The sequence below is a fragment of the Pseudomonas capeferrum genome (assembly GCF_000731675.1).
In the GTDB taxonomy this organism is placed as follows: domain Bacteria; phylum Pseudomonadota; class Gammaproteobacteria; order Pseudomonadales; family Pseudomonadaceae; genus Aquipseudomonas; species Aquipseudomonas capeferrum.
Map to the genome: position 1 here is coordinate 197,892 of NZ_JMIT01000003.1, position 18,767 is coordinate 216,658.

At 65.1% G+C, this 18,767-nt stretch carries 17 protein-coding genes; 12 read left to right on the forward strand and 5 right to left on the reverse strand.

The window, feature by feature from the left end; translation table 11 throughout:
• Nucleotides 1–39: 39 nt before the first annotated feature.
• The 4 genes from cobJ to cobG are packed head-to-tail and all read right to left on the reverse strand — an operon-like array spanning nt 40 to nt 4,406.
• The gene (gene cobJ / locus PC358_RS18585) at nt 40–1,737 is read right to left on the reverse strand and encodes a precorrin-3B C(17)-methyltransferase (RefSeq protein WP_077068672.1); all 1,698 of its coding nucleotides are present in this window, start codon (nt 1,735–1,737) and stop codon (nt 40–42) included.
• Nucleotides 1,725–2,459: a precorrin-2 C(20)-methyltransferase gene (locus tag PC358_RS18590; RefSeq protein WP_033701745.1), complete on the reverse strand. Its 735-nt coding sequence runs from the start codon at nt 2,457–2,459 to the stop codon at nt 1,725–1,727. Before PC358_RS18590 ends, cobJ begins: the two co-directional genes overlap by 13 nt.
• Nucleotides 2,456–3,082, reverse strand: coding sequence for a precorrin-8X methylmutase (locus PC358_RS18595; RefSeq protein WP_033701746.1), 627 nt, complete (start codon nt 3,080–3,082; stop codon nt 2,456–2,458). Before PC358_RS18595 ends, PC358_RS18590 begins: the two co-directional genes overlap by 4 nt.
• Nucleotides 3,075–4,406 (reverse strand): precorrin-3B synthase, encoded by a 1,332-nt coding sequence (cobG, locus tag PC358_RS18600; protein WP_033701747.1) that lies wholly within the window; start codon nt 4,404–4,406, stop codon nt 3,075–3,077. Before cobG ends, PC358_RS18595 begins: the two co-directional genes overlap by 8 nt.
• 131 nt (nt 4,407–4,537) lie before the next feature.
• On the opposite strand from cobG, the gene PC358_RS18605 reads away from it, so the two are divergent.
• The 11 genes from PC358_RS18605 to cycA all read left to right on the forward strand — a co-directional run bounded on the left by PC358_RS18605 (nt 4,538) and on the right by cycA (nt 15,722).
• Nucleotides 4,538–5,749 carry a bifunctional cobalt-precorrin-7 (C(5))-methyltransferase/cobalt-precorrin-6B (C(15))-methyltransferase gene (locus PC358_RS18605; protein ID WP_033701748.1) on the forward strand — a complete coding sequence of 404 codons (1,212 nt, stop codon included), beginning with the start codon at nt 4,538–4,540 and terminating at the stop codon, nt 5,747–5,749.
• Nucleotides 5,742–6,836, forward strand: a complete 1,095-nt coding sequence (locus PC358_RS18610; RefSeq protein ID WP_033701749.1) for a cobalt-precorrin-5B (C(1))-methyltransferase — start codon at nt 5,742–5,744, stop codon at nt 6,834–6,836. Before PC358_RS18605 ends, PC358_RS18610 begins: the two co-directional genes overlap by 8 nt.
• On the forward strand, nt 6,833–7,555 hold the full coding sequence (locus PC358_RS18615; protein WP_033701750.1) for a cobalt-precorrin-6A reductase: 723 nt from the start codon (nt 6,833–6,835) through the stop codon (nt 7,553–7,555). The genes PC358_RS18610 and PC358_RS18615 overlap by 4 nt, the downstream gene beginning before the upstream one ends.
• Before the next feature lie 226 nt (nt 7,556–7,781).
• Nucleotides 7,782–8,219 carry an NfeD family protein gene (locus tag PC358_RS18620; protein WP_033701751.1) on the forward strand — a complete coding sequence of 146 codons (438 nt, stop codon included), beginning with the start codon at nt 7,782–7,784 and terminating at the stop codon, nt 8,217–8,219.
• Nucleotides 8,220–8,245: 26 nt separating this feature from the next.
• Nucleotides 8,246–9,100 (forward strand): SPFH domain-containing protein, encoded by an 855-nt coding sequence (locus tag PC358_RS18625; protein WP_033701752.1) that lies wholly within the window; start codon nt 8,246–8,248, stop codon nt 9,098–9,100.
• 141 nt (nt 9,101–9,241) lie between these two features.
• Nucleotides 9,242–9,631, forward strand: coding sequence for a DUF2946 domain-containing protein (locus PC358_RS18630; RefSeq protein ID WP_033701753.1), 390 nt, complete (start codon nt 9,242–9,244; stop codon nt 9,629–9,631).
• A 46-nt stretch (nt 9,632–9,677) separates the two neighbouring features.
• A complete protein-coding gene (locus tag PC358_RS18635; RefSeq protein ID WP_033701754.1) occupies nt 9,678–10,163 on the forward strand; it encodes a copper chaperone PCu(A)C in 486 nt (161 codons plus the stop codon).
• A 23-nt stretch (nt 10,164–10,186) separates the two neighbouring features.
• Nucleotides 10,187–10,627 carry a DUF2946 domain-containing protein gene (locus tag PC358_RS18640; RefSeq protein ID WP_033701755.1) on the forward strand — a complete coding sequence of 147 codons (441 nt, stop codon included), beginning with the start codon at nt 10,187–10,189 and terminating at the stop codon, nt 10,625–10,627.
• Between the two features lie 66 nt (nt 10,628–10,693).
• Nucleotides 10,694–12,760, forward strand: coding sequence for a TonB-dependent copper receptor (locus PC358_RS18645; protein WP_033701756.1), 2,067 nt, complete (start codon nt 10,694–10,696; stop codon nt 12,758–12,760).
• Between the two features lie 58 nt (nt 12,761–12,818).
• Nucleotides 12,819–14,183 carry a PepSY-associated TM helix domain-containing protein gene (locus tag PC358_RS18650; RefSeq protein WP_033701757.1) on the forward strand — a complete coding sequence of 455 codons (1,365 nt, stop codon included), beginning with the start codon at nt 12,819–12,821 and terminating at the stop codon, nt 14,181–14,183.
• A 132-nt stretch (nt 14,184–14,315) separates the two neighbouring features.
• Nucleotides 14,316–15,722 carry a D-serine/D-alanine/glycine transporter gene (cycA, locus tag PC358_RS18655; RefSeq protein ID WP_033701758.1) on the forward strand — a complete coding sequence of 469 codons (1,407 nt, stop codon included), beginning with the start codon at nt 14,316–14,318 and terminating at the stop codon, nt 15,720–15,722.
• Nucleotides 15,723–15,764: 42 nt separating this feature from the next.
• Here cycA and PC358_RS18660 read toward each other — a convergent pair whose 3' ends face one another.
• On the reverse strand, nt 15,765–17,216 hold the full coding sequence (locus tag PC358_RS18660; RefSeq protein ID WP_033701759.1) for a hypothetical protein: 1,452 nt from the start codon (nt 17,214–17,216) through the stop codon (nt 15,765–15,767).
• A gap of 265 nt (nt 17,217–17,481) precedes the next feature.
• Between PC358_RS18660 and urtA the strand changes: the two genes are divergently transcribed.
• A complete protein-coding gene (gene urtA / locus PC358_RS18665) occupies nt 17,482–18,747 on the forward strand; it encodes an urea ABC transporter substrate-binding protein (RefSeq protein ID WP_033701760.1) in 1,266 nt (421 codons plus the stop codon).
• The last annotated feature ends 20 nt before the right edge of the window (nt 18,748–18,767 follow it).

Genomic DNA, 18,767 nt, shown 5'->3' on the forward strand with positions numbered 1-18,767 from the left:
AGGGCCGGGTAACAGGCATGAACAGGTTCCCTCGGTGCCTCAACCCGGGGCCGGGTACCAGCGCGGGGTGTACACCCACTGTTCGCCATCGGCCCTCGGAAATTGGCAGGTCGTGGACGACCCGAGCAGGACCATGGTGCGCATGTCGACCATTTCAGGCAGCAGCTCGGCCAAAGTGACTACCTTCAGCGTCTGCCCCGGCCTACCGATATCACGGCCAAGGACTACAGGCGTGCTCCCATCGCGGTGCCGACGCACAACCTCCAGTGCCACCCCAAGCTGATGCGGTCGGGATTTGGAAATCGGGTTGTAGAAGGCCAGCACCAGGTCCGCCTGGGCGGCCAGGTCCAGACGTTTTTCAATGATCGACCACGGCTTGAGGTTGTCCGACAGCGACATCACGCAGAAGTCGTGCCCCAGCGGTGCCCCCGCCTGAGCGGCAGTGGCCAGCGAGGCCGAAACCCCCGGCAGGATCTCGAGATCGACCCGATGCCAGGCCGGGTCACTGGATTCGTGCAACGCTTCGAGCACCGCTGCGGCCATGGCGAACACGCCCGGGTCACCCGACGACACCACCACCACCGAACGCCCTTGGGCGGCCAGTTCGAAGGCATGCCGAGCGCGCTGCATCTCTTCGCGGTTGTCGGTGCAATGCTGCACCTGATCGGCGCGGAACGGCCCGGCCATGCGCACGTAGGTTTCGTAGCCGAGGATGTCCTCGGCGCGGGCCAGCTCGGCCTTGACCGCCGGCACCATCAGCTCGGCAGCGCCTGGGCCAAGGCCGATCACCGCCAGCCGACCACGGCGGCGGCCGACCTGCGCGGCATCCACCGGCGCCGGGGCCACGGCGATGACGGTACCCGCCTGCTCGATCAACTCGGCGCCGGGTAGCGCCTGGGCCAGCATGTCACGCAGGTCGCCAGGCTTGGCTGCAAAACGCAGCGCCACGCCAAGGGCCTGTGCAGCCTCGTGCAGGGCGGCATCGGCCATGGCGTGCTCGCCAGCTAACAGGCAGGCCAGCGATTGCTCGGCGATACCCGCCGCCTGCAGCGCGGCGCGGATGCCTTGCAGGTCAGCGGTATCGACGCCCACCACGACCGAACGCGGGTGGATCAACAGCTCATCACGGCTGCTCGGGCGTGCCTGATGGCCGACATGGATGATGCGCCGGGCGCTCTCGCTCGCGGGCAGCTGCGCCTGCTCAAGCCAAGGTGCATCGCCTTCGACGCGCACCGCCTCACCGGCCAGCAGGTCAGAGACAAAGCGCTTGCCTTGCTCGATGTCCGCCAGGGCATAGCCCTGTGGCGGGTTCAGCAGGCAGGTGCCAAAGCGCAGCTCGCCACTGGTGGTGATGGCTGCGGCCACGCCCAGCGCTTCGCCGATCTCACGCGCCATCACATTCACGCCACCCAGGCCACCGAGCAGCGGCACTACCGCACTGCCATCCTCGGCCACTGCCAGCACCGGCGGCTCGACGCCTTTTTCACTGAGCAGGCTGGCCAGGCTGCGGATAACGATGCCTGCGGCGCACAGGGCGATGATCGGGGTGTCCTGCTGATACAACGTGCGCAGGGTGTCGCCAAACGATGCGTAAAGCTGATCGGCGCCCTCGACCCGGCCACTCAGGCCATGGATCGAGGCCTGTGGATAACACAGCTGAATGCGCTGCGCCGTGGCCAGGCTGCCAGGGCCAAGCACGACGATTGCCGGTGCCTTGTGCATGCTCATCCCTGCCATTTTTCACCCGGTACGATAATCAGCGAGAAGTACGGCGACGACAGCGGGTCGACCTCCGCCAGCGGCACGATCTTCTGATTGGCCATGGTTGCCCGTTCGACATACAGCGCACGGCTGTCCAGGCCCAGCTCGGCCAACACCTCACGCACCTTGGGGAAGTTGCGGCCAAGCTTCATGATCACGGCAGCATCGGCATCGGCCAGGCGCCGCTTCAGTTCCTCGGCCGGCAGCACGCCCGACAGCACCGAAAGGCTCTGGTTGCGGTAGACCAGCGGCGCGCCCAGCACCGACGCCCCCCCCAGCATCGAGCAGACGCCAGGGATCACTTCGGCCTCATAGCGCTGCGCCAGGCGGTCATGCAGGTACATGTAGGAGCCGTAGAAGAACGGGTCGCCCTCGCAGATCACCGCCACGTCGCGGCCGGCATCCAGGTGCTCGGCAACCTGCACACTGGCTTCATCGTAGAAATCGCTGATCACCTGTTCATAGGACAGCGGCGCCGGCAGCGCTTCGGTGGTGACCGGGTAGACCAGCGGCAGCAGTGTCTGCTCGGCCTGCAGGTGCGCCTCGATGATGCCGAACGCGTTGCCGCGCTTGCCCTTGGCCACGAAGTAGCCGACAACCGGCGCCTCGCGCAGCAGGCGCAGGGCCTTGACGGTGATCAGTTCAGGGTCGCCGGGGCCTACGCCCAGGCCGAGCAGACGTCCACGTGGGGTCATCATTCCACCTCCGTGGCCAGGGCGTTGACCGCGGCAGCGGCCATCGCGCTGCCGCCCAGGCGGCCTTGCATGATCACGAACGGCACGCCGCGGCTGTCGGCGGCCAGCATGGCCTTGGATTCGGCCGCACCCACGAAACCGACCGGGAAGCCGAGAATCAGCGCAGGCTTGGGCGCACCGGCGTCGAGCATTTCCAGCAGGTAGAACAGTGCGGTCGGGGCATTGCCGATCACCACCACACTGCCTTCCAGGTGTGGGCGCCACAGCTCCAGGGCCACGGCAGAACGGGTATTGCCGGCGTCTTTGGCCAGGCCAGGCACGCTCGGGTCACGCAGGGTGCAGATCACCGGGTTGTTCGCCGGCAGGCGCGCGCGGGTAATGCCTTCAGCAACCATGTGCGCATCGCACAGAATCGGCGCGCCCTTGGCCAGGGCCTCGCGCCCGGCGCGGCCTGCCCCTTCGGAGAACTGCAAGCCGTCGATGGCCTCGACCATGCCGCAGGCATGGATCACGCGCACGGCGAGCTTTTCGAGGTCTGCGGGTATCCGCTCGAGTCGGGCTTCCTCGCGGATGATCCGGAAGGAATTGCGATAGATCTCCTGACCATCGCGGATGTAGTCAATCATCAAGGTGCTCCGTCGGCAGGTCGAGCATGGCGCCTGCTTCGTTCAAGGTGAGGTCGATGGCGCGCAGGGCACCGAAGCCCGGCAGGCGCGCATCGCGCACATACAAGTCGTAACGGCCCGGTGAACGGGCCAGCAAAGTGGCCGGGGCAACATGGGCCACGGCGCAGGATCGGGGGCAACCGGACAGGTGCACGCTGCCGGGAACGCCTGGGCCGAGCAGCGCGGCCAGGGCAACGGCATCGGCCTTGGTCTCGCCGTGGGCCTTGGCGCACCCACTGCTGCCGGTGCACGCGGTGATGCGCGCCAGCGGCTCATGGCGGTGGCAAAGCAGGCCCAAGGCGGACAACTGCGCCTGGGCCTGCTCGATGTGGGCCAGATCGAGATTGGTCAGCACCAGGCTTTGCCAGGGGCTCAGGCGCAGGCTGCCGTCACCCAGGTGGCGGGCGATGTGCGCGGCACCGCGCAGCATCTCCGGCGTCAACCGGCCCTGGGGCGGGGCGACGCCCAGCGCAAGGCCGTGGTTTTGTGGCAGTACCCCCAGCCATACGGGGTGGTTTCGTGCACGGCGCCATTGCAGCACGGCAGCATCGCGACGAATGTCCAGGCCGAGCCCTTCGACGAAAAACGCGGCCGAACAGCCTTCCAGCAATTGGCGCATACGCGATTGGTCCGCAGACGCCAGATCAAGGAAACGCGCCAGCACCGCACGCACCAGGGCCAGGCCCTGCTCCAGCGGCACGGCACCGAGCACCTGGCCGTCGGCCGGGCAGCCCGCCAGGCCAAACGCCAGCCACGTGCGCTGCTCAAGGTGCAGAGCCGAAAGCCATAGGTCATGGGGGTGTTCGAGCATGGCCAGGCCTTCGCCGGCGTCCAGCTGCACGGCGAACTTGGCCGACAATTGATGAAAGCGCGGTGTGCTTTCGAGCATGGCGAGGATCTGCCCCGCCAATGGTCGGGCATCCAGCAACATGGCCGGGTCATGCCCGGCCAGCGGGCTGAGCATCAGGTTGCGCACATCGTCACCGGCGGCATCGCGCGGGCCCAGGCCGGCGGCCAGCAACCTGGCGACCAGGCCATTGTGGTCGCTGCCGATACCGCGGACCTGCAGGTTGGCGCGGTTGGTCGCCTCGATCACGCCGCCGGCGAAGCGTTCGGCGGCCTCGGCCACGGCATCGGCCTGATCGGCCAGCAGCAGGCCACCGGGCAGCTTGACCCGGCAAATCCCACCATCACGCGCATTGACGATGCGCCACAACCCCGGGCAGGCCGAGGGGCGAGGTGAAACATCGGGGGCTTGGGCCTGCTTCAAAGGGGTGTCCGGCAATCTGTGAAGTGCGCTTGAGTGTAGAAGGCGCGGTATTATGCCTGCTTTGTCCGGCGGCATGAAAAGCCGGTGGTCGAGCTTATCGTTTACCCGGGGCCGCTTCGCGCCCCAGAAATGGCGGATTGAAACACATGGCACCCTGGCTGACAGTAGTAGGCATCGGCGAAGACGGCTTCAACGGCCTGGGCAAGCAGGCCCGGCGCGCCCTGCTGGGCGCTTCGCGGATCTTCGGCAGCCCCCGCCAACTGGCCTTGCTGCCGCGCTGCGTGGTCGGCGAGCGGCTGAGCTGGCCCACCCCGTTCGCCCTGGCGCCGGTACTCGCAGCGCGCGGTGCCCCTGTCTGCGTGTTGGCCAGCGGCGACCCGATGTTCTTCGGCGTCGGCGCCAGCCTGGCACGCCAGGTGCCCGCCAGTGAGATGCGCGTGCTGCCGATGCCGTCCTCTTGCGCCCTGGCTGCCGCCCGCCTGGGCTGGCCGCTGCAGGAGGTGCAGGTGGTATCGGTGGTCGCCCGGCCGCTGGCGGCGCTCAATGCCCAGCTGCACAGCGGTGCCCGCCTGCTGGTGCTGAGCAACGACGGCGACAGCCCTGCCGCGATTGCCGCCCAGCTGTGCGCGCGTGGTTTCGGGCCAAGTCGCCTGCGCGTGTTCGAACACCTTGGCGGCGCCGATGAACGCGAACTGGCCGGCAGCGCCCAGGACTGGCCTCACACCCAGGTTGCAGCGCTGAACCTGGTGGCCATCGAGTGCCTCGCCGCGCCCGATGCACCACGCTTGCCACGGGTTGCCGGGCTGCCAGACACGGCCTTCCAGCATGACGGCCAACTGACCAAGCGCGATGTCCGCGCCATCACCCTGGCCCGCCTCGCCCCGCAGCCCGGCGAGCTGCTGTGGGACGTGGGCGCAGGCTGTGGCTCGATCGGCATCGAGTGGATGCGTGCCCACCCTGCCTGCCGTGCGTTGGCCATCGAGGCCGACGAAGGGCGCCAGGGGTTTATCGAACACAACCGCGATGCACTGGGCGTACCCGGCCTGCAACTGGTACGCGGCAAGGCGCCGGCGGCATTGGCAGGCCTTGAGCAGCCCGACGCGATCTTCATCGGTGGCGGGGTAACCCGTGAAGGCGTGCTGGAGCTGTGCTGGGAGGGTCTGCGCCCGGGTGGGCGGCTGGTGGCCAACGCGGTCACCCTGCAAAGCGAATTGGCCCTGGCGCATTTTCGCGAGCAGCACGGTGGCGAGCTGACCCGTATCCATGTTGCCCACGTGCAGCCGCTAGGGGCGTTCGACACCTGGCGCCAGGCCTTGCCGATCACCTTGCTGGACGTGGTGAAACCCTTCGATGCGTGAAGAAACCCACGAACAACCCGCGCCGCTGCGCAGCGGCCTGACCACCGGCAGCTGTGCCACCGCCACCAGCCTCGCAGCGGCGCGCCTGCTGCTGACAGGCGTCTGTGACGACGCAGTGAGCATCACCCTGCCCAAGGGCAAGGTGGTGCAGATGCGCCTGGAGTTCTGCCGTCGCGCAGGCCAGTGCGCTGAAGCCGGTACCCTCAAGGACGCCGGCGACGACCCGGACGTGACCCATGGCGCCCTGCTCTACAGCCAGGTCCGCTTGCTGGCCGAGCCCGGCATCCGCTTTGTCGCCGGCCATGGTGTGGGGACCGTGACGCGCCCGGGGCTGGTACTGGCGGTGGGCGAGCCGGCGATCAACCCGGTGCCCCGGCGCATGATTGGCGAACACCTGCAACGCCTGGCCGAGGCGTGTGCCTATCACGGCGGCTTCGAAGTGACGGTCAACGTGCAGGGCGGTGAATTGCTGGCGCTCAAAACCATGAACCCGCGCCTTGGCATCCTCGGCGGGCTGTCGATCCTGGGCACCAGCGGCATCGTCCGGCCGTTTTCCTGCGCGGCCTACATCGCCTCGATCCATCAGGGTATCGACGTGGCCCACACCAACGGCTACACGCACATTGCCGCCTGTACCGGCAACGCCAGCGAAGACACCATGCGCCGGGTCTACGGCCTGCCGGAAATCGCCCTGATCGAAATGGGCGACTTCGTCGGTGCCGTACTCAAGCACTTGCGCAAGGTGCCGGTACCGCGCCTGAGCCTGTGCGGTGGCTTCGGCAAGATCAGCAAGCTGGCCGCCGGGCACATGGACCTGCACAGCCGCCATTCGAGCATCGACCTGCCGCAACTGGCCGGCTGGGCGGCGGCTGTCGGCGCCGATGCAAACCTTCAGGCCGCGATCATCGCCGCCAACACCAGCCAGCAAGCCCTGGCACTGGCCCATGCCGCCGGCATTGCCCTGGGCGACGCCGTCTGCGCGCATGCGCTGGCATTCGCCCGCAGCGTGGTGCCCGCGCAGGTCCAGGTCGAGGTGTTCGCCATCGACCGCCAAGGCGGTATCGTCGGCCAGGCGGGCGTGCAATGAGCGCGCGCATCCTGCTGCTGGGCGGCGTGACCGAGGCCCTGGCCATCGCCCGCCAGCTTGGCCCGCAGCATGTCTACAGCCTGGCAGGCATCGGCCGCGTGCCGCAGGGCCTGCAATGCCAGGTGCGGGTTGGCGGCTTTGGCGGTGCCGAAGGCCTTGCCCGCTACCTGCGTGAGGCGGGTATCACCCTGCTGATCGATGCCACCCACCCCTATGCCGCGCAAATCAGCCACAACGCCGCTGTTGCCTCACGCGCTGCAGGTGTTCCGTGCTGGGCGTTGCGCCGGCCTGCCTGGCAGGCGCAGCCGGGTGACGACTGGCGCGAGGTACAAGACTGGGCGGGGCTGATCGACGCACTCGCGCCCTTCCGGCGGCCGCTGTTCACGCTGGGGCGCGAGCCGTTGCAGCATCTGGCAGAGATACCGCCAGAACAGTTCTGGACATTGCGGGCCCTGGAAGCCTGCCCGGGTAACGACCGCTGCGAAGTGATTGGCGCACGTGGGCCGTTTCGTATTGAAGACGAGCGTGCGTTGTTCGCGCGGCGGCAGATTGATGTGCTGATCAGCAAGAACAGCGGCAGCCTGGCGACCGAGCCCAAGCTTGAAGTGGCCCGGGAGCTGGGGGTGCCGGTGTTGATTCTGGAGCGGCCGGCGCTGCCTGGGGTGGATCGGGAGTATGGGGCGTGTGAAGCGTTGATGGCGGACTTGGGCCGCGGGTAGGGACGAGGCGCATGGCGTGGGTTTTGTAGCGCCTTCGAGATCGAGCGCCGCGCGGGCGGCGCTCGATCTTCAAGGCGCCAAAAAACCTACGGCAAGCACTTCTCCCCCCCAACCGCCTCCATGCCAAATCAGCCTCTCCCTACACCCAACGCCAACTTGTCTGAATAGCCTTCCGCCCATTCTCTGCCCTAAACTCTTCCCCCCTCCCCCGGAAGGCTTCATTCATATGGAAATGCAATGGTGGATCTGGCTGGTGTTCGGTATCGCGCTGATCCTGCTCGAACTGGTCCTGCCTACGTTCTTCATTCTCTGGTTCGGCATCGGTGCCGTGCTGGTTTCGCTCATCTCGCTCGCCGCACCCAGCCTGCAACTGGATATGCAGATGCTGCTGTGGGTGCTGCTGTCTTCAGCCACCACCGCCCTGTGGTTCAAGTTGTTCCGGCGCAAAAAACCGGATGTGCGATGGACGGCCGATAGCGTGATCGGTGAAGTCGGCCTGCTGACCGCCAGCGTTTCCGAGTTCCAGAAAGGCCGCGTGCGTTTCCAGAAGCCGATCCTCGGCAACGAAGAATGGACCTGCGTCGCCGACACTGAAATCCCGTCCGGCGAGCGTGTGCGCCTCACCGCCATCGAAGGCAATACCGCCCGCGTCATCCGGGCCTGAATCCGTACTGAAAGGAAGTTCGTATCATGACCAGCCTTATCGTCGTGGGCGCCCTCGCCCTGTTCGTCCTGATCACCGTGTTCAAGGGGGTGCGTATCGTGCCCCAAGGCGAGGAGTGGATCGTCGAGCGCCTTGGCCGCTACAACAACACCCTCAAACCCGGCCTGAACATCGTCATTCCGTACGTGGACGTGGTCGCCTACCGCCTGCCCACCAAAGACATCATCCTCGATGTGCAAGAGCAGGAAATCATCACCAAGGACAACGCGGTGATCGTCGCCAACGCCTTGTGCTTCGCCAAGGTAGTCGACCCGCAGAAGGCCTCGTACGGCGTACAGAACTTCTCCTTCGCCGTCACCAGCCTGACCATGACCTCGCTGCGCGCCATCGTCGGTGCCATGGACCTGGACGAAGCCTTGTCCAGCCGTGAGCAGATCAAGGCCCGCCTGCGCGAGGCGATGTCCGAGCAGACCGAAGACTGGGGCGTGACCGTGCGCTCGGTCGAGATCCAGGACATCAAGCCGTCCGAGAACATGCAACTGGCCATGGAACGCCAGGCCGCTGCCGAGCGTGAACGTAAAGCCGACGTCACCCGTGCCGAGGGTGCCAAGCAGGCTGCGATCCTCGAAGCTGAAGCACGCCTGCAATCCGCCAAGCTGGACGCCGAGGCGCAGATCAACCTGGCCGAGGCGTCGGCACGGGCGATTTCGCTGGTCAAGGAGGCCGTGGGCAACGAGACCGTGCCGGCCATGTACCTGCTGGGCGAGCGCTACATCGGCGCGATGGAGAACCTGGCCAGCAGCAGCAATGCCAAAGTCGTGGTGTTGCCGGCAGACCTGCAAGAGACCGTGCGCGGCCTGATGGGCCGCAACAAGCCCTGAGTTAGCGGGCCAAGCTTGCCCCGCGAAGGGGCCGCAAAGCGGCCCCAGCCCCTCCCCACCTGCGTCACTTCACCGCACCCCGCCTTTTTTACCTATACTGCGCCTTACAATACCCACCACGATTCCTGACCGGATCTCTCCATGCCCCCACGTCGGCACATTGCCTGGATAGCCTGCCTAGCAGTGCTGTTCAACCTGCTGGCCATGCCGCTGTCTTCTGCCGCGCCCAAGGGCCCGGCCGAGCAGTTGCTGTGGGGGGCTTTCTGTTCCAGCATGGCCAACAAGGCCAAGGTCGACGTCCAGGCCCTGGCCAAGATCGACCTCGGCCCGCAAAGCGACGACAGCGCCAGCATGATGAACTGCTGGTGCTGCTCGGGTGCCGCACCGCTGCTGGCCTTGCCCGGCTACCCGCCGCAGCTGCACAACCCGCCGACACTGCACGCCGGGCACCTGCCGCTGCTTGCCGACTACCAACCCACGCCGCGCCAGCTATGGCCCGCGCTCAACCCCCGTGCCTCCCCTCTGGTCTGAGTTGCTCACGCTGTCCGCCTGAACCTGAACAGATCGGAGACTCACCATGCTCAAGCAAGCCCTCGTCGTGGCCGCCCTGCTGCTGCCCAGCGCCTTCGCCACTGCCCACGAATACACCGTGGGCAACCTGCACATCGCGCACCCCTGGTCGCTGCAACTGCCCCCCAACGCGCCCAACGTCGCCGCGTATTTCGTCGTGCACAACAATGGCCAGGCCGATGACCGCCTGCTGAGTGTCGACAGCCCCATCAGCGATGACGCCCAGTTGCACGAGCATGCCATGACGGCCAGCGGCACCATGAAGATGCAACAGGTGCCCAGCGTGGTAGTACCCGCCGGCAAGGATGTGACCTTCGCCCCCAGCGCCTACCACGTGATGCTGATGCAGCCCAAGGACCGCAGCCTGCTCAGCGACGGCAAGCGTTTCCCGTTGACCCTGCACTTCGAGAAGGCCGGTGATGTCACGGTCGAAGTCGCCGTGCAGAAAGAGGCGCCCTCGGGCCAGCCCCAGGCTCACGAACACGCGCACTGAACATTAGCTGACAGGCACTCGCCATGAGCCTGCCGCGCAACAGCATCAGCCGTACCCCCCGCCCTGAACGCAGGCGCGTTGGGGGCGGCTGGCTGAGCCTGTTCGCCATGTGGATGATCTTCATCGGCCCGCTGGTTTCCCAGTCGATGCCGATGGACCACCACGCCGGCATGAACATGCCGACGGGCATGTCGATGGCCCCCGAGCACGCGCAGAGCGTGGACTCGCACCACAGCCATGATGGCCATGGCGGCGATGGCCAACTGCATGTGATGTGGGAAAAGTGCGGCTACTGCAGCCTGCTGTTCAACTGCCCCGCACTGCCGCAAACCCTCAGCCCGCTCAGTGCCGGCGTAGCAGTCCCCTCCACTCACCTTCTTGCAACCACGCGCCAGGGGCATGCCCGGCAGGCTGTATTCCCGGGTGCGCGCAGCCGCGCGCCGCCTTCCTCGATCAGCGTCTGAAAACACATTGTCCGCACGGAGCCAGGAGGCTTCGCGCTCACTCATGACTGATCGACTGGAATCATTATGTCTGGCTGCACCCCTGTTTTTGCCCTGTCCCTGCGCGGGGCCATCGCCGCCGTCTGCGGTTCGCTGATCGCGCCCATGGCCCTGGCCAGCGACCTCAGCCACGCCGAGCACGCGCATGCCGCCCCCGAGCTGAGCCCGACGGTGATCACCGCCGTGGCGCCCAGCTCGCCGCTGACCGTGGTCACCAACCCGAAGGACCCACGCCAGCCGGTACCGGCCAGCGACGGTGCCGATTACCTCAAGACCATCCCCGGTTTCTCGGCAATCCGCTCCGGCGGCACCAACGGTGACCCCGTGTTGCGCGGCATGTTCGGTTCACGCCTGAACATCCTCACCAATGGCGGCGTGATGCTGGGCGCCTGCCCCAACCGCATGGATGCACCGACGTCGTACATATCACCCGAAACCTACGACCGCCTGACCGTGATCAAAGGCCCGCAAAGCGTGATCTGGGGCCCTGGCGGCTCGGCCGGTACCATCCTCTTCGAACGCGAACCGGAAAAATTCGGCACCCTGGGCAGCCGCGTCAACGCCAGCCTGCTGGCCGGCTCCAATGGCCGCTTCGACAAGGTACTGGACGCCGCCGCCGGCAACAGCCAGGCCTATGCCCGCTTCGTCGGCAACCAGTCGCGCTCGGACGACTACCATGACGGCAACGATGACACCGTGCCGTCGCGCTGGGACAAATGGAACGGCGATGTCACCCTCGGCTGGACCCCCGACCAGGACACCCTGCTGGAACTCACCGCCGGCAAGGGCGACGGCGAAGCACGCTATGCCGGGCGCGGCATGGACGGCTCGCAGTTCAAGCGTGAAAGCCTGGGGCTGCGGTTCGAGAAGTCCAACCTCGGCGACGTGCTCGACAAGGTCGAGGCGCAGGTCTACTACAACTACGCCGACCACGTGATGGACAACTACAGCCTGCGTACCCCCTCCGGCAGCGGCATGATGGGCATGCCCATGGTCAGCAACGTCGACCGCCGCACCATGGGCGCCCGGGTCAAGGCGACCTGGCGCTGGGCCGATGTGCAACTGGTCAGCGGCATCGATGCGCAGACCAACGAGCATCGCCAGCGCGGCGGCATGGGCGTCGATGCGCACAAGGGCCAGGCCTGGACCAAGGACGCCGACTTCCATAACTACGGTGCCTTCAGCGAGCTGACCTGGTACGTCAGCGACGCAGACCGGCTGATCAGCGGCGCCCGCCTGGACCGTGCCTCGGCCCGTGACTTGCGCAAAGGCAGCGCCACTGAAGGCGACACCCGCGCCGATACCTTGCCCAGCGGTTTCGTGCGCTACGAGCACGACCTGGCGGCCATTTCCGCTACCACCTACATCGGCCTGGGCCATGCCCAGCGCTTCCCCGACTACTGGGAACTGTTCTCGCCCAAGCAAGCGCCGGCCGGTGCTGCCAACGCCTTCGACGGCATCAAGCCAGAGAAGACCACCCAGCTCGACTTCGGCATCCAGTACCGCGACGAACGCCTGGAGGCCTGGGCCTCGGGGTATGTCGGGCAGATCCGCGACTACATTCTGTTCGACTACCGCACCGGCATGATGGGCATGAGCACCTCCCAGGCCCAGAACATCGACGCGCGCATCATGGGCGGCGAATTGGGCGCGGCCTACAAGCTCAGCGAAAACTGGAAAGCCGACGCTACCCTGGCCTACGCTTGGGGCAAGAACAGCAGTGATGGCAAAGCGCTACCGCAAATGCCGCCCCTGGAGAGTCGCCTGGGCCTGACCTACAGCCGCGACGTCTGGAGTGTCGGCGCCCTGTGGCGGCTGGTGGCCGCGCAAAACCGCATCGCCGAGAACCAAGGCAATGTGGTGGGCAAGGACTACGACAAGAGCGCTGGCTTCGGCGTGTTCTCGCTCAATGGTGCCTACAAGGTGAACAACAACCTCAAGCTCAGCGCAGGGGTCGACAACCTGTTCGACAAAACCTACGCCGAGCACTTGAACCTGGCCGGGAACGCCGGGTTCGGCTACCCGGCCACAGACCCACAGCCGGTGAACGAGCCAGGCAGGACCTTCTGGACCAAGGTCGACTTCAGCTTCTGACAACAACAATGGGCGCGGCTGCGGTCGCGCCCCTCACCTGGTCAAACAGGAGGTTCCCATGCGCGGAACACGCATCTCTTTCTACAACCTGGCCTGGCGTTGGCATTTTTACGCGGGGCTGTTCGTCGCCCCGTTCATGATCCTGCTGGCGATCACCGGGATCATCTACCTGTTCAAACCGCAGCTCGACCCGCTGCTGTACCGCGACCTGATGGTGGTCGAAGCCGGCCATCATCGACAGCCTGCCGACACCCTGCTGGCCGAGGTGCGCAAGGCTTATCCACAAGGCCATGTCGGCCAGTACCTGCCGCCGCTGGATGCCGAGCGCAGCGCGCAGTTCGTGGTGCATGACGGCGGGCGCGAATTGAACGTGTTCGTCGACCCCTACAGTGGCAAGCTGCTCGGCGAGCAGGATGGCAAACAGAACCTGCAGGCGGTTGCCCGTGCCCTGCACGGCGAGCTGATGGTCGGCACGGTCGGTGATCGCCTGGTCGAGCTGGCGGCGGGCTGGGGCATCGTGCTGGTGGTGTCGGGCCTGTATCTGTGGTGGCCACGCGGGCGCAACAGCGCCGGCGTGCTGTGGCCGCGGTTTTCCGCACGCGGTCGGCTGTTGTGGCGTGACCTGCATGCGGTGACCGGGTTCTGGGGCTCGGCCCTGTTGCTGCTGATGTTGCTCAGTGGCATGACCTGGACGGGCATGTGGGGCAAGCAGTACGCCGACTTATGGAACCGTTTTCCCGCCGCGATGTGGAACGACGTGCCCAAGTCCGACCAGCAGGCCCGCGAGCTCAACAGCGCCCACCGCCAGACCGTGCCCTGGGCGGTGGAGAACACCCCCATGCCGCAGTCCGGCGCCCATGCCGAACATGCCGGGCACCACATGATGTCGAACGCCCCGGCAGCGCCGCAAGTGAGCTTGCAGCAGGTCGAGGACATCGCCACTTCGCGTCAGGTCGAGCCGGGCTACAGCATTACCCTGCCGACCACGGCCGACGGCGTGTTCACCGTTGCGGTGTTCGCCGACGACCCGCGCAACGACGCCACCCTGCATGTCGATCAGTACACCGGCAAGGTGCTGGCCGACGTGCGCTGGCAGGACTACAGCCCGGTCGCCCGGGCTACCGAGCTGGGCGTGATGCTGCATGAAGGCAAGATGTTCGGGGCGTTGAACCAGATCATCATCCTTGTGGTGTGCCTGATGATTCTGCTGGGGTCGGTCAGTGGCTTGGTGATGTGGTGGAAGCGCCGGCCAACGGGCGGGCTGGGTGTGCCGCCGCTGCGCCATGACCTGCCGCGCTGGAAGACGGCGGTCGGGGTGATGGTCGTGCTGGGGGTGATGTTCCCGCTGGTGGGGGTGTCGATGGTAGTGATGTGGCTGGTCGACAGCCTGGTGGTGCGCCGCCGGGTACTGGCCCAGGCTTGAGGCCTGCGGGGCCGCAAAGCGGCCCCCTGCAACCCATGAATCGTGTCGATCTGTCGCGCCCCGAATTGGGACGCCCGTGTTAGCCTACTTGGCTTTCACAAAAAAAGACTGACCCTCAATGGAATGCAGCCAATGACCCGGACCTCTTCCCCTCCCGCTGAAGAGCAGCATCTGCAGCGCAACCTGACCAACCGCCACATCCAGCTCATCGCCATCGGCGGCGCGATCGGCACTGGCCTGTTCATGGGCTCGGGCAAGACCATCAGCCTTGCCGGCCCATCGATCATCTTCGTCTACATGATCATCGGCTTCATGCTGTTCTTCGTCATGCGCGCCATGGGCGAACTGTTGCTGTCGAACCTCAACTACAAGTCGTTCATCGACTTCTCCGCCGACCTGCTGGGCCCCTGGGCCGGCTACTTCACCGGCTGGACCTACTGGTTCTGCTGGGTGGTCACCGGCATCGCCGATGTGGTGGCGATCGCCGCCTACACGCAATTCTGGTTCCCGGAACTGCCACAGTGGATACCCGCGCTGACCTGCGTGGCGGTGCTGCTGTCGTTGAACCTGGTGACCGTGAAGATGTTCGGCGAACTCGAGTTCTGGTTCGCCCTGATCAAGATCGTCGCCATCCTCGGCCTGGTTGCCACCGGCCTGTACATGGTCATCAGCGGCTTCGAGTCGCCGAGCGGGCGCACCGCGCAGCTGGCCAACCTGTGGAACGACGGCGGCATGTTCCCCAATGGCCTGATGGGCTTCTTCGCCGGCTTCCAGATCGCCGTGTTCGCCTTCGTCGGTATCGAATTGGTCGGCACCACTGCCGCCGAAGCGAAAAACCCAGAGCGCACCCTGCCCCGGGCGATCAACTCGATCCCGATCCGTATCATCGTGTTCTACGTGCTGGCACTGCTCGCGATCATGGCCGTGACCCCGTGGCGCGACGTGGTACCGGGCAAGAGCCCATTCGTCGAACTGTTCGTCCTGGCCGGCCTGCCGGCAGCGGCCAGCATCATCAATTTCGTGGTGCTGACCTCGGCGGCCTCGTCGGCCAACAGCGGCGTGTTTTCCACCAGCCGCATGCTCTACGGCCTGGCCCAGGAAGGTGACGCGCCGAAGGCACTGGAGAAACTGTCGCGCCGCGCGGTACCGGCCAACGGCCTGTACTTCTCCTGTACCTGCCTGTTGCTGGGCGCGGTGCTGATCTACCTGATTCCTGACGTGGTCGAGGCGTTTACCCTGATCACTACGGTTTCGGCGGTGCTGTTCATGTTCGTCTGGACGCTGATCCTGCTGTCGTACTTGAAGTACCGCAAAACCCGCGCAGCGCTGCACCAGGCTTCGAAGTACAAGATGCCCGGCGGGCGCTTCATGTGCTACGTGTGCCTGGTGTTCTTCGCCTTTATTCTGGTGCTGCTGAGCCTTGAAGCAGACACCCGCTCCGCGCTTGTCGTCACGCCGATCTGGTTTGTGCTGTTGGCGGTCACCTATCAATCTGTGCGCAGTCAACGCCGTCCGCGGACGTCAGTTCGCAATACCTGATGAAGCACAGGGGCTGCTCTCGGCCCCTGTGCTTGCTCATGCTTAGCGACGCACGGCCATGGTGACCAGAATAGGGACTGACCAGGTGGAATTGTCGACGTCCAGAGCCTTCAGCTCTACCGTGCCGTTGTACCAACCCGCTGGAAGCTGAAGGTTGTCCTCGACTTCGTAGGAGAGAATCAGCGTCATGGCCCCCCCACTGTCAGGGTGGCACAGCTGATAGCTGTTCATCGTCGTGGTCTGTGGACACCCCGACATGTGTCGTAGTGCGCGGAAGTTGACGGGATGCTGCCGCCCGTCGGCGCCCTGCAACTTGACGGTTAATGTTGTGACACCTTGCCCACCGTAAACCAGGGAGATCGGGCCAACTTCCGTAGAAAGCGCCACTACGCCCACGCGACGCCTCGCATTACCGGCCGGGAGGGTAACCTGCGCAGCTCCCTGTGTGGACACGTAGATAAGTCGCTCACCGGCCAATGCTGGGCTATAGCTGCTGAGCCGACCAGCCTGCTCGCGCCAGAGCCTAGCCATGTCGGCCGTTTTCGCGTCACCAATAACGCGGCCGTCGACGCTAATGTCGGGCGTCGAATAATAAGGCCGGCTGTTGCCACAGAGGTTGGTGGTAAAGCCACCTCCCGCATCGAAGCCGTGTCTGTAGTTGTCCCCAGCGGCGGGGTAACAGTGGGCACCGCCAACGTTGTGGCCCATTTCGTGTTTGAACGGCGAAGTCCCATGGATGGAATTGACACTTGAATACCCAGGTCTGTAGGCCCAGCCGCCGGCGTCCCCGCCTACCGAGAAGCCGACGTTGATGTCATGCCGGTAACTGGAGCGCAGCGCCGTCAGTCGCTGCTGCCACGTCGACAGCCCTGCGGTAGTCACCGGAATATCTTCTTGAGTGACGAGAACCCCCGCTAGGCGCAACTCGATGTTTCTGACTGCGGAATTGCGCAAGCTCAAATTGACCCACTCCATCTGGCCAAGCGCAAAAGCATATGGGTCGACTTCTCTTGCGGCCAATGCCTGGGTGGTGAAACCGACCAACGCGTCCACGTAAGTGACAGCACCGGGCGCCGGTAGCGCGGAGGGTCTTGTTTCTTGCGGCTTGTCCTCGACAGTGTCTAGCTGCAGTGGATCGAACTCGACATCAGGCGTGAAAGTTCGCTTGCCTGAGGCATCCACCTGCAGCAGCCCACGATTGCCTTCGCGGTCAACGAAGACGGTCACGGCGCCATCGGGTGCGCGGATCACCACCATGGCGCCGCTTACCCCCTGCTTGCCGAGAAGATTGCCGCTTTGCACGCTGTAACCGCTTGCCTGCTGCTGCAATGCGCCTGGCTCGAACCGGCTGTCTCCGATCTGATCAGCGTAGACATCAGCGGAAACCGGCACTGGCGCCTCGACGCTTGAAACCTGTGCGCAACCGGTAGTGGCGAGGACACACGACAGCGCGCAAGTCCCTGCAATAACCTTGTAGAGGGGGGTCAGTGGCATAACTCAGAGCTCCTTCGTTGAGCACAGAATAAACACTGCCTCAGTGTGTAAGGCGTGCGCAAAATCGGCTACTGACAGAATTATCAGGTCCTCGGCAACAACGCCCCAACTTGAAGCATGCTCTGCACCGCCTTCCCATCGCAGTGCACAGCCACCCCGATCTACCACTGTAAACCCCGTTCCAGAGCCATCCGATGGTTCGGCACACCCCTTGCAACGCCCCTCCCGCTTGGCCAACACCAAAAAAAACCAGCGGAGAGAGCACATGAAGCGTCGCAGTCTGATCAAGGCCTTTACCCTCAGCGCATCGATTGCTGCGATGGGCCTTAGCTGGAGCATCCAGGCCGCCGAGACCATCAAGGTCGGCATCCTGCATTCGCTGTCGGGGACCATGGCCATTTCCGAGACCTCGCTCAAGGACATGGCGCTGATGACCATCGACGAGATCAACGCCAAGGGTGGCGTGAATGGCAAGATGCTCGAACCGGTGGTGGTCGACCCGGCATCCAACTGGCCGCTGTTCGCCGAGAAAAGCCGCCAGCTGCTGACCCAGGACAAGGTTGCCGTGGTGTTCGGTTGTTGGACATCGGTGTCGCGCAAGTCGGTGCTGCCGGTGTTCGAAGAGCTCAACGGCCTGCTGTTCTACCCCGTGCAATACGAAGGCGAAGAGATGTCGCCGAATGTCTTCTACACCGGCGCCGCGCCCAACCAGCAGGCCATCCCGGCCGTGGAATACGTGATGAGCGAAGAAGGCGGCAGCGCCAAGCGCTTCTTCCTGCTGGGCACCGACTACGTCTACCCGCGCACCACCAACAAGATCCTGCGTGCCTTCCTGCACAGCAAAGGCGTGGCCGACAAGGACATCGAAGAGGTCTACACCCCGTTCGGCCATGCCGATTACCAGACCATCGTCGCCAACATCAAGAAGTTCTCTGCCGGCGGTAAAACTGCTGTCATCTCTACCGTCAACGGCGACTCCAACGTGCCGTTCTACAAAGAGCTGGCCAACCAGGGCCTGAAGGCCACCGACGTGCCAGTGGTAGCCTTCTCGGTGGGTGAAGAAGAACTGCGTGGCATCGACACCAAGCCGTTGGTGGGCCACCTGGCGGCGTGGAACTACTTCGAATCGGTGGATAACCCGGTGAACCAGAAGTTCGTCGCCGACTGGAAGGCCTACGCCAAGGCCAAGAACCTGCCCGGCGCCGACAAGGCGGTGACCAACGACCCGATGGAAGCCACCTATGTGGGCATCCACATGTGGGCGCAGGCGGCGGAAAAAGCCAAGTCCACCGAGGTCGACAAAGTGCGCGAAGCCTTGGCTGGGCAGAGCTTCAAGGCACCGTCCGGCTTCACCCTGACCATGGACAAGACCAACCACCACCTGCACAAGCCGGTGATGATCGGCGAGATCCAGGATGACGGGCAGTTCAGCGTGGTCTGGGAGACCGAGCAGCCACTGCGGGCACAGCCTTGGAGCCCGTTCATTCCGGGTAACGACAAGCGCCCTGATTACGCAGTGAAAGGTAACTGAGTGCACTGGGGCTGCTGTGC

Excerpts from the sequence above, each read along its gene's own strand:
- PC358_RS18620 (WP_033701751.1), top strand. The coding sequence starts at position 7,782 with ATGGAAATGCAATGGTGGATCTGGCTGGTGTTCGGTATCGCGCTGATC.
- PC358_RS18645 (WP_033701756.1), top strand. The coding sequence starts at position 10,694 with ATGTCTGGCTGCACCCCTGTTTTTGCCCTGTCCCTGCGCGGGGCCATC.
- cycA (WP_033701758.1), top strand. The coding sequence starts at position 14,316 with ATGACCCGGACCTCTTCCCCTCCCGCTGAAGAGCAGCATCTGCAGCGC.
- PC358_RS18590 (WP_033701745.1), bottom strand. The coding sequence starts at position 2,459 with ATGATGACCCCACGTGGACGTCTGCTCGGCCTGGGCGTAGGCCCCGGC.
- PC358_RS18650 (WP_033701757.1), top strand. The coding sequence starts at position 12,819 with ATGCGCGGAACACGCATCTCTTTCTACAACCTGGCCTGGCGTTGGCAT.
- PC358_RS18630 (WP_033701753.1), top strand. The coding sequence starts at position 9,242 with ATGCCCCCACGTCGGCACATTGCCTGGATAGCCTGCCTAGCAGTGCTG.
- PC358_RS18625 (WP_033701752.1), top strand. The coding sequence starts at position 8,246 with ATGACCAGCCTTATCGTCGTGGGCGCCCTCGCCCTGTTCGTCCTGATC.
- PC358_RS18660 (WP_033701759.1), bottom strand. The coding sequence starts at position 17,216 with ATGCCACTGACCCCCCTCTACAAGGTTATTGCAGGGACTTGCGCGCTG.
- PC358_RS18615 (WP_033701750.1), top strand. The coding sequence starts at position 6,833 with ATGAGCGCGCGCATCCTGCTGCTGGGCGGCGTGACCGAGGCCCTGGCC.
- PC358_RS18635 (WP_033701754.1), top strand. The coding sequence starts at position 9,678 with ATGCTCAAGCAAGCCCTCGTCGTGGCCGCCCTGCTGCTGCCCAGCGCC.
- PC358_RS18595 (WP_033701746.1), bottom strand. The coding sequence starts at position 3,082 with ATGATTGACTACATCCGCGATGGTCAGGAGATCTATCGCAATTCCTTC.
- PC358_RS18640 (WP_033701755.1), top strand. The coding sequence starts at position 10,187 with ATGAGCCTGCCGCGCAACAGCATCAGCCGTACCCCCCGCCCTGAACGC.
- PC358_RS18610 (WP_033701749.1), top strand. The coding sequence starts at position 5,742 with ATGCGTGAAGAAACCCACGAACAACCCGCGCCGCTGCGCAGCGGCCTG.
- cobJ (WP_077068672.1), bottom strand. The coding sequence starts at position 1,737 with ATGGCAGGGATGAGCATGCACAAGGCACCGGCAATCGTCGTGCTTGGC.
- PC358_RS18605 (WP_033701748.1), top strand. The coding sequence starts at position 4,538 with ATGGCACCCTGGCTGACAGTAGTAGGCATCGGCGAAGACGGCTTCAAC.
- urtA (WP_033701760.1), top strand. The coding sequence starts at position 17,482 with ATGAAGCGTCGCAGTCTGATCAAGGCCTTTACCCTCAGCGCATCGATT.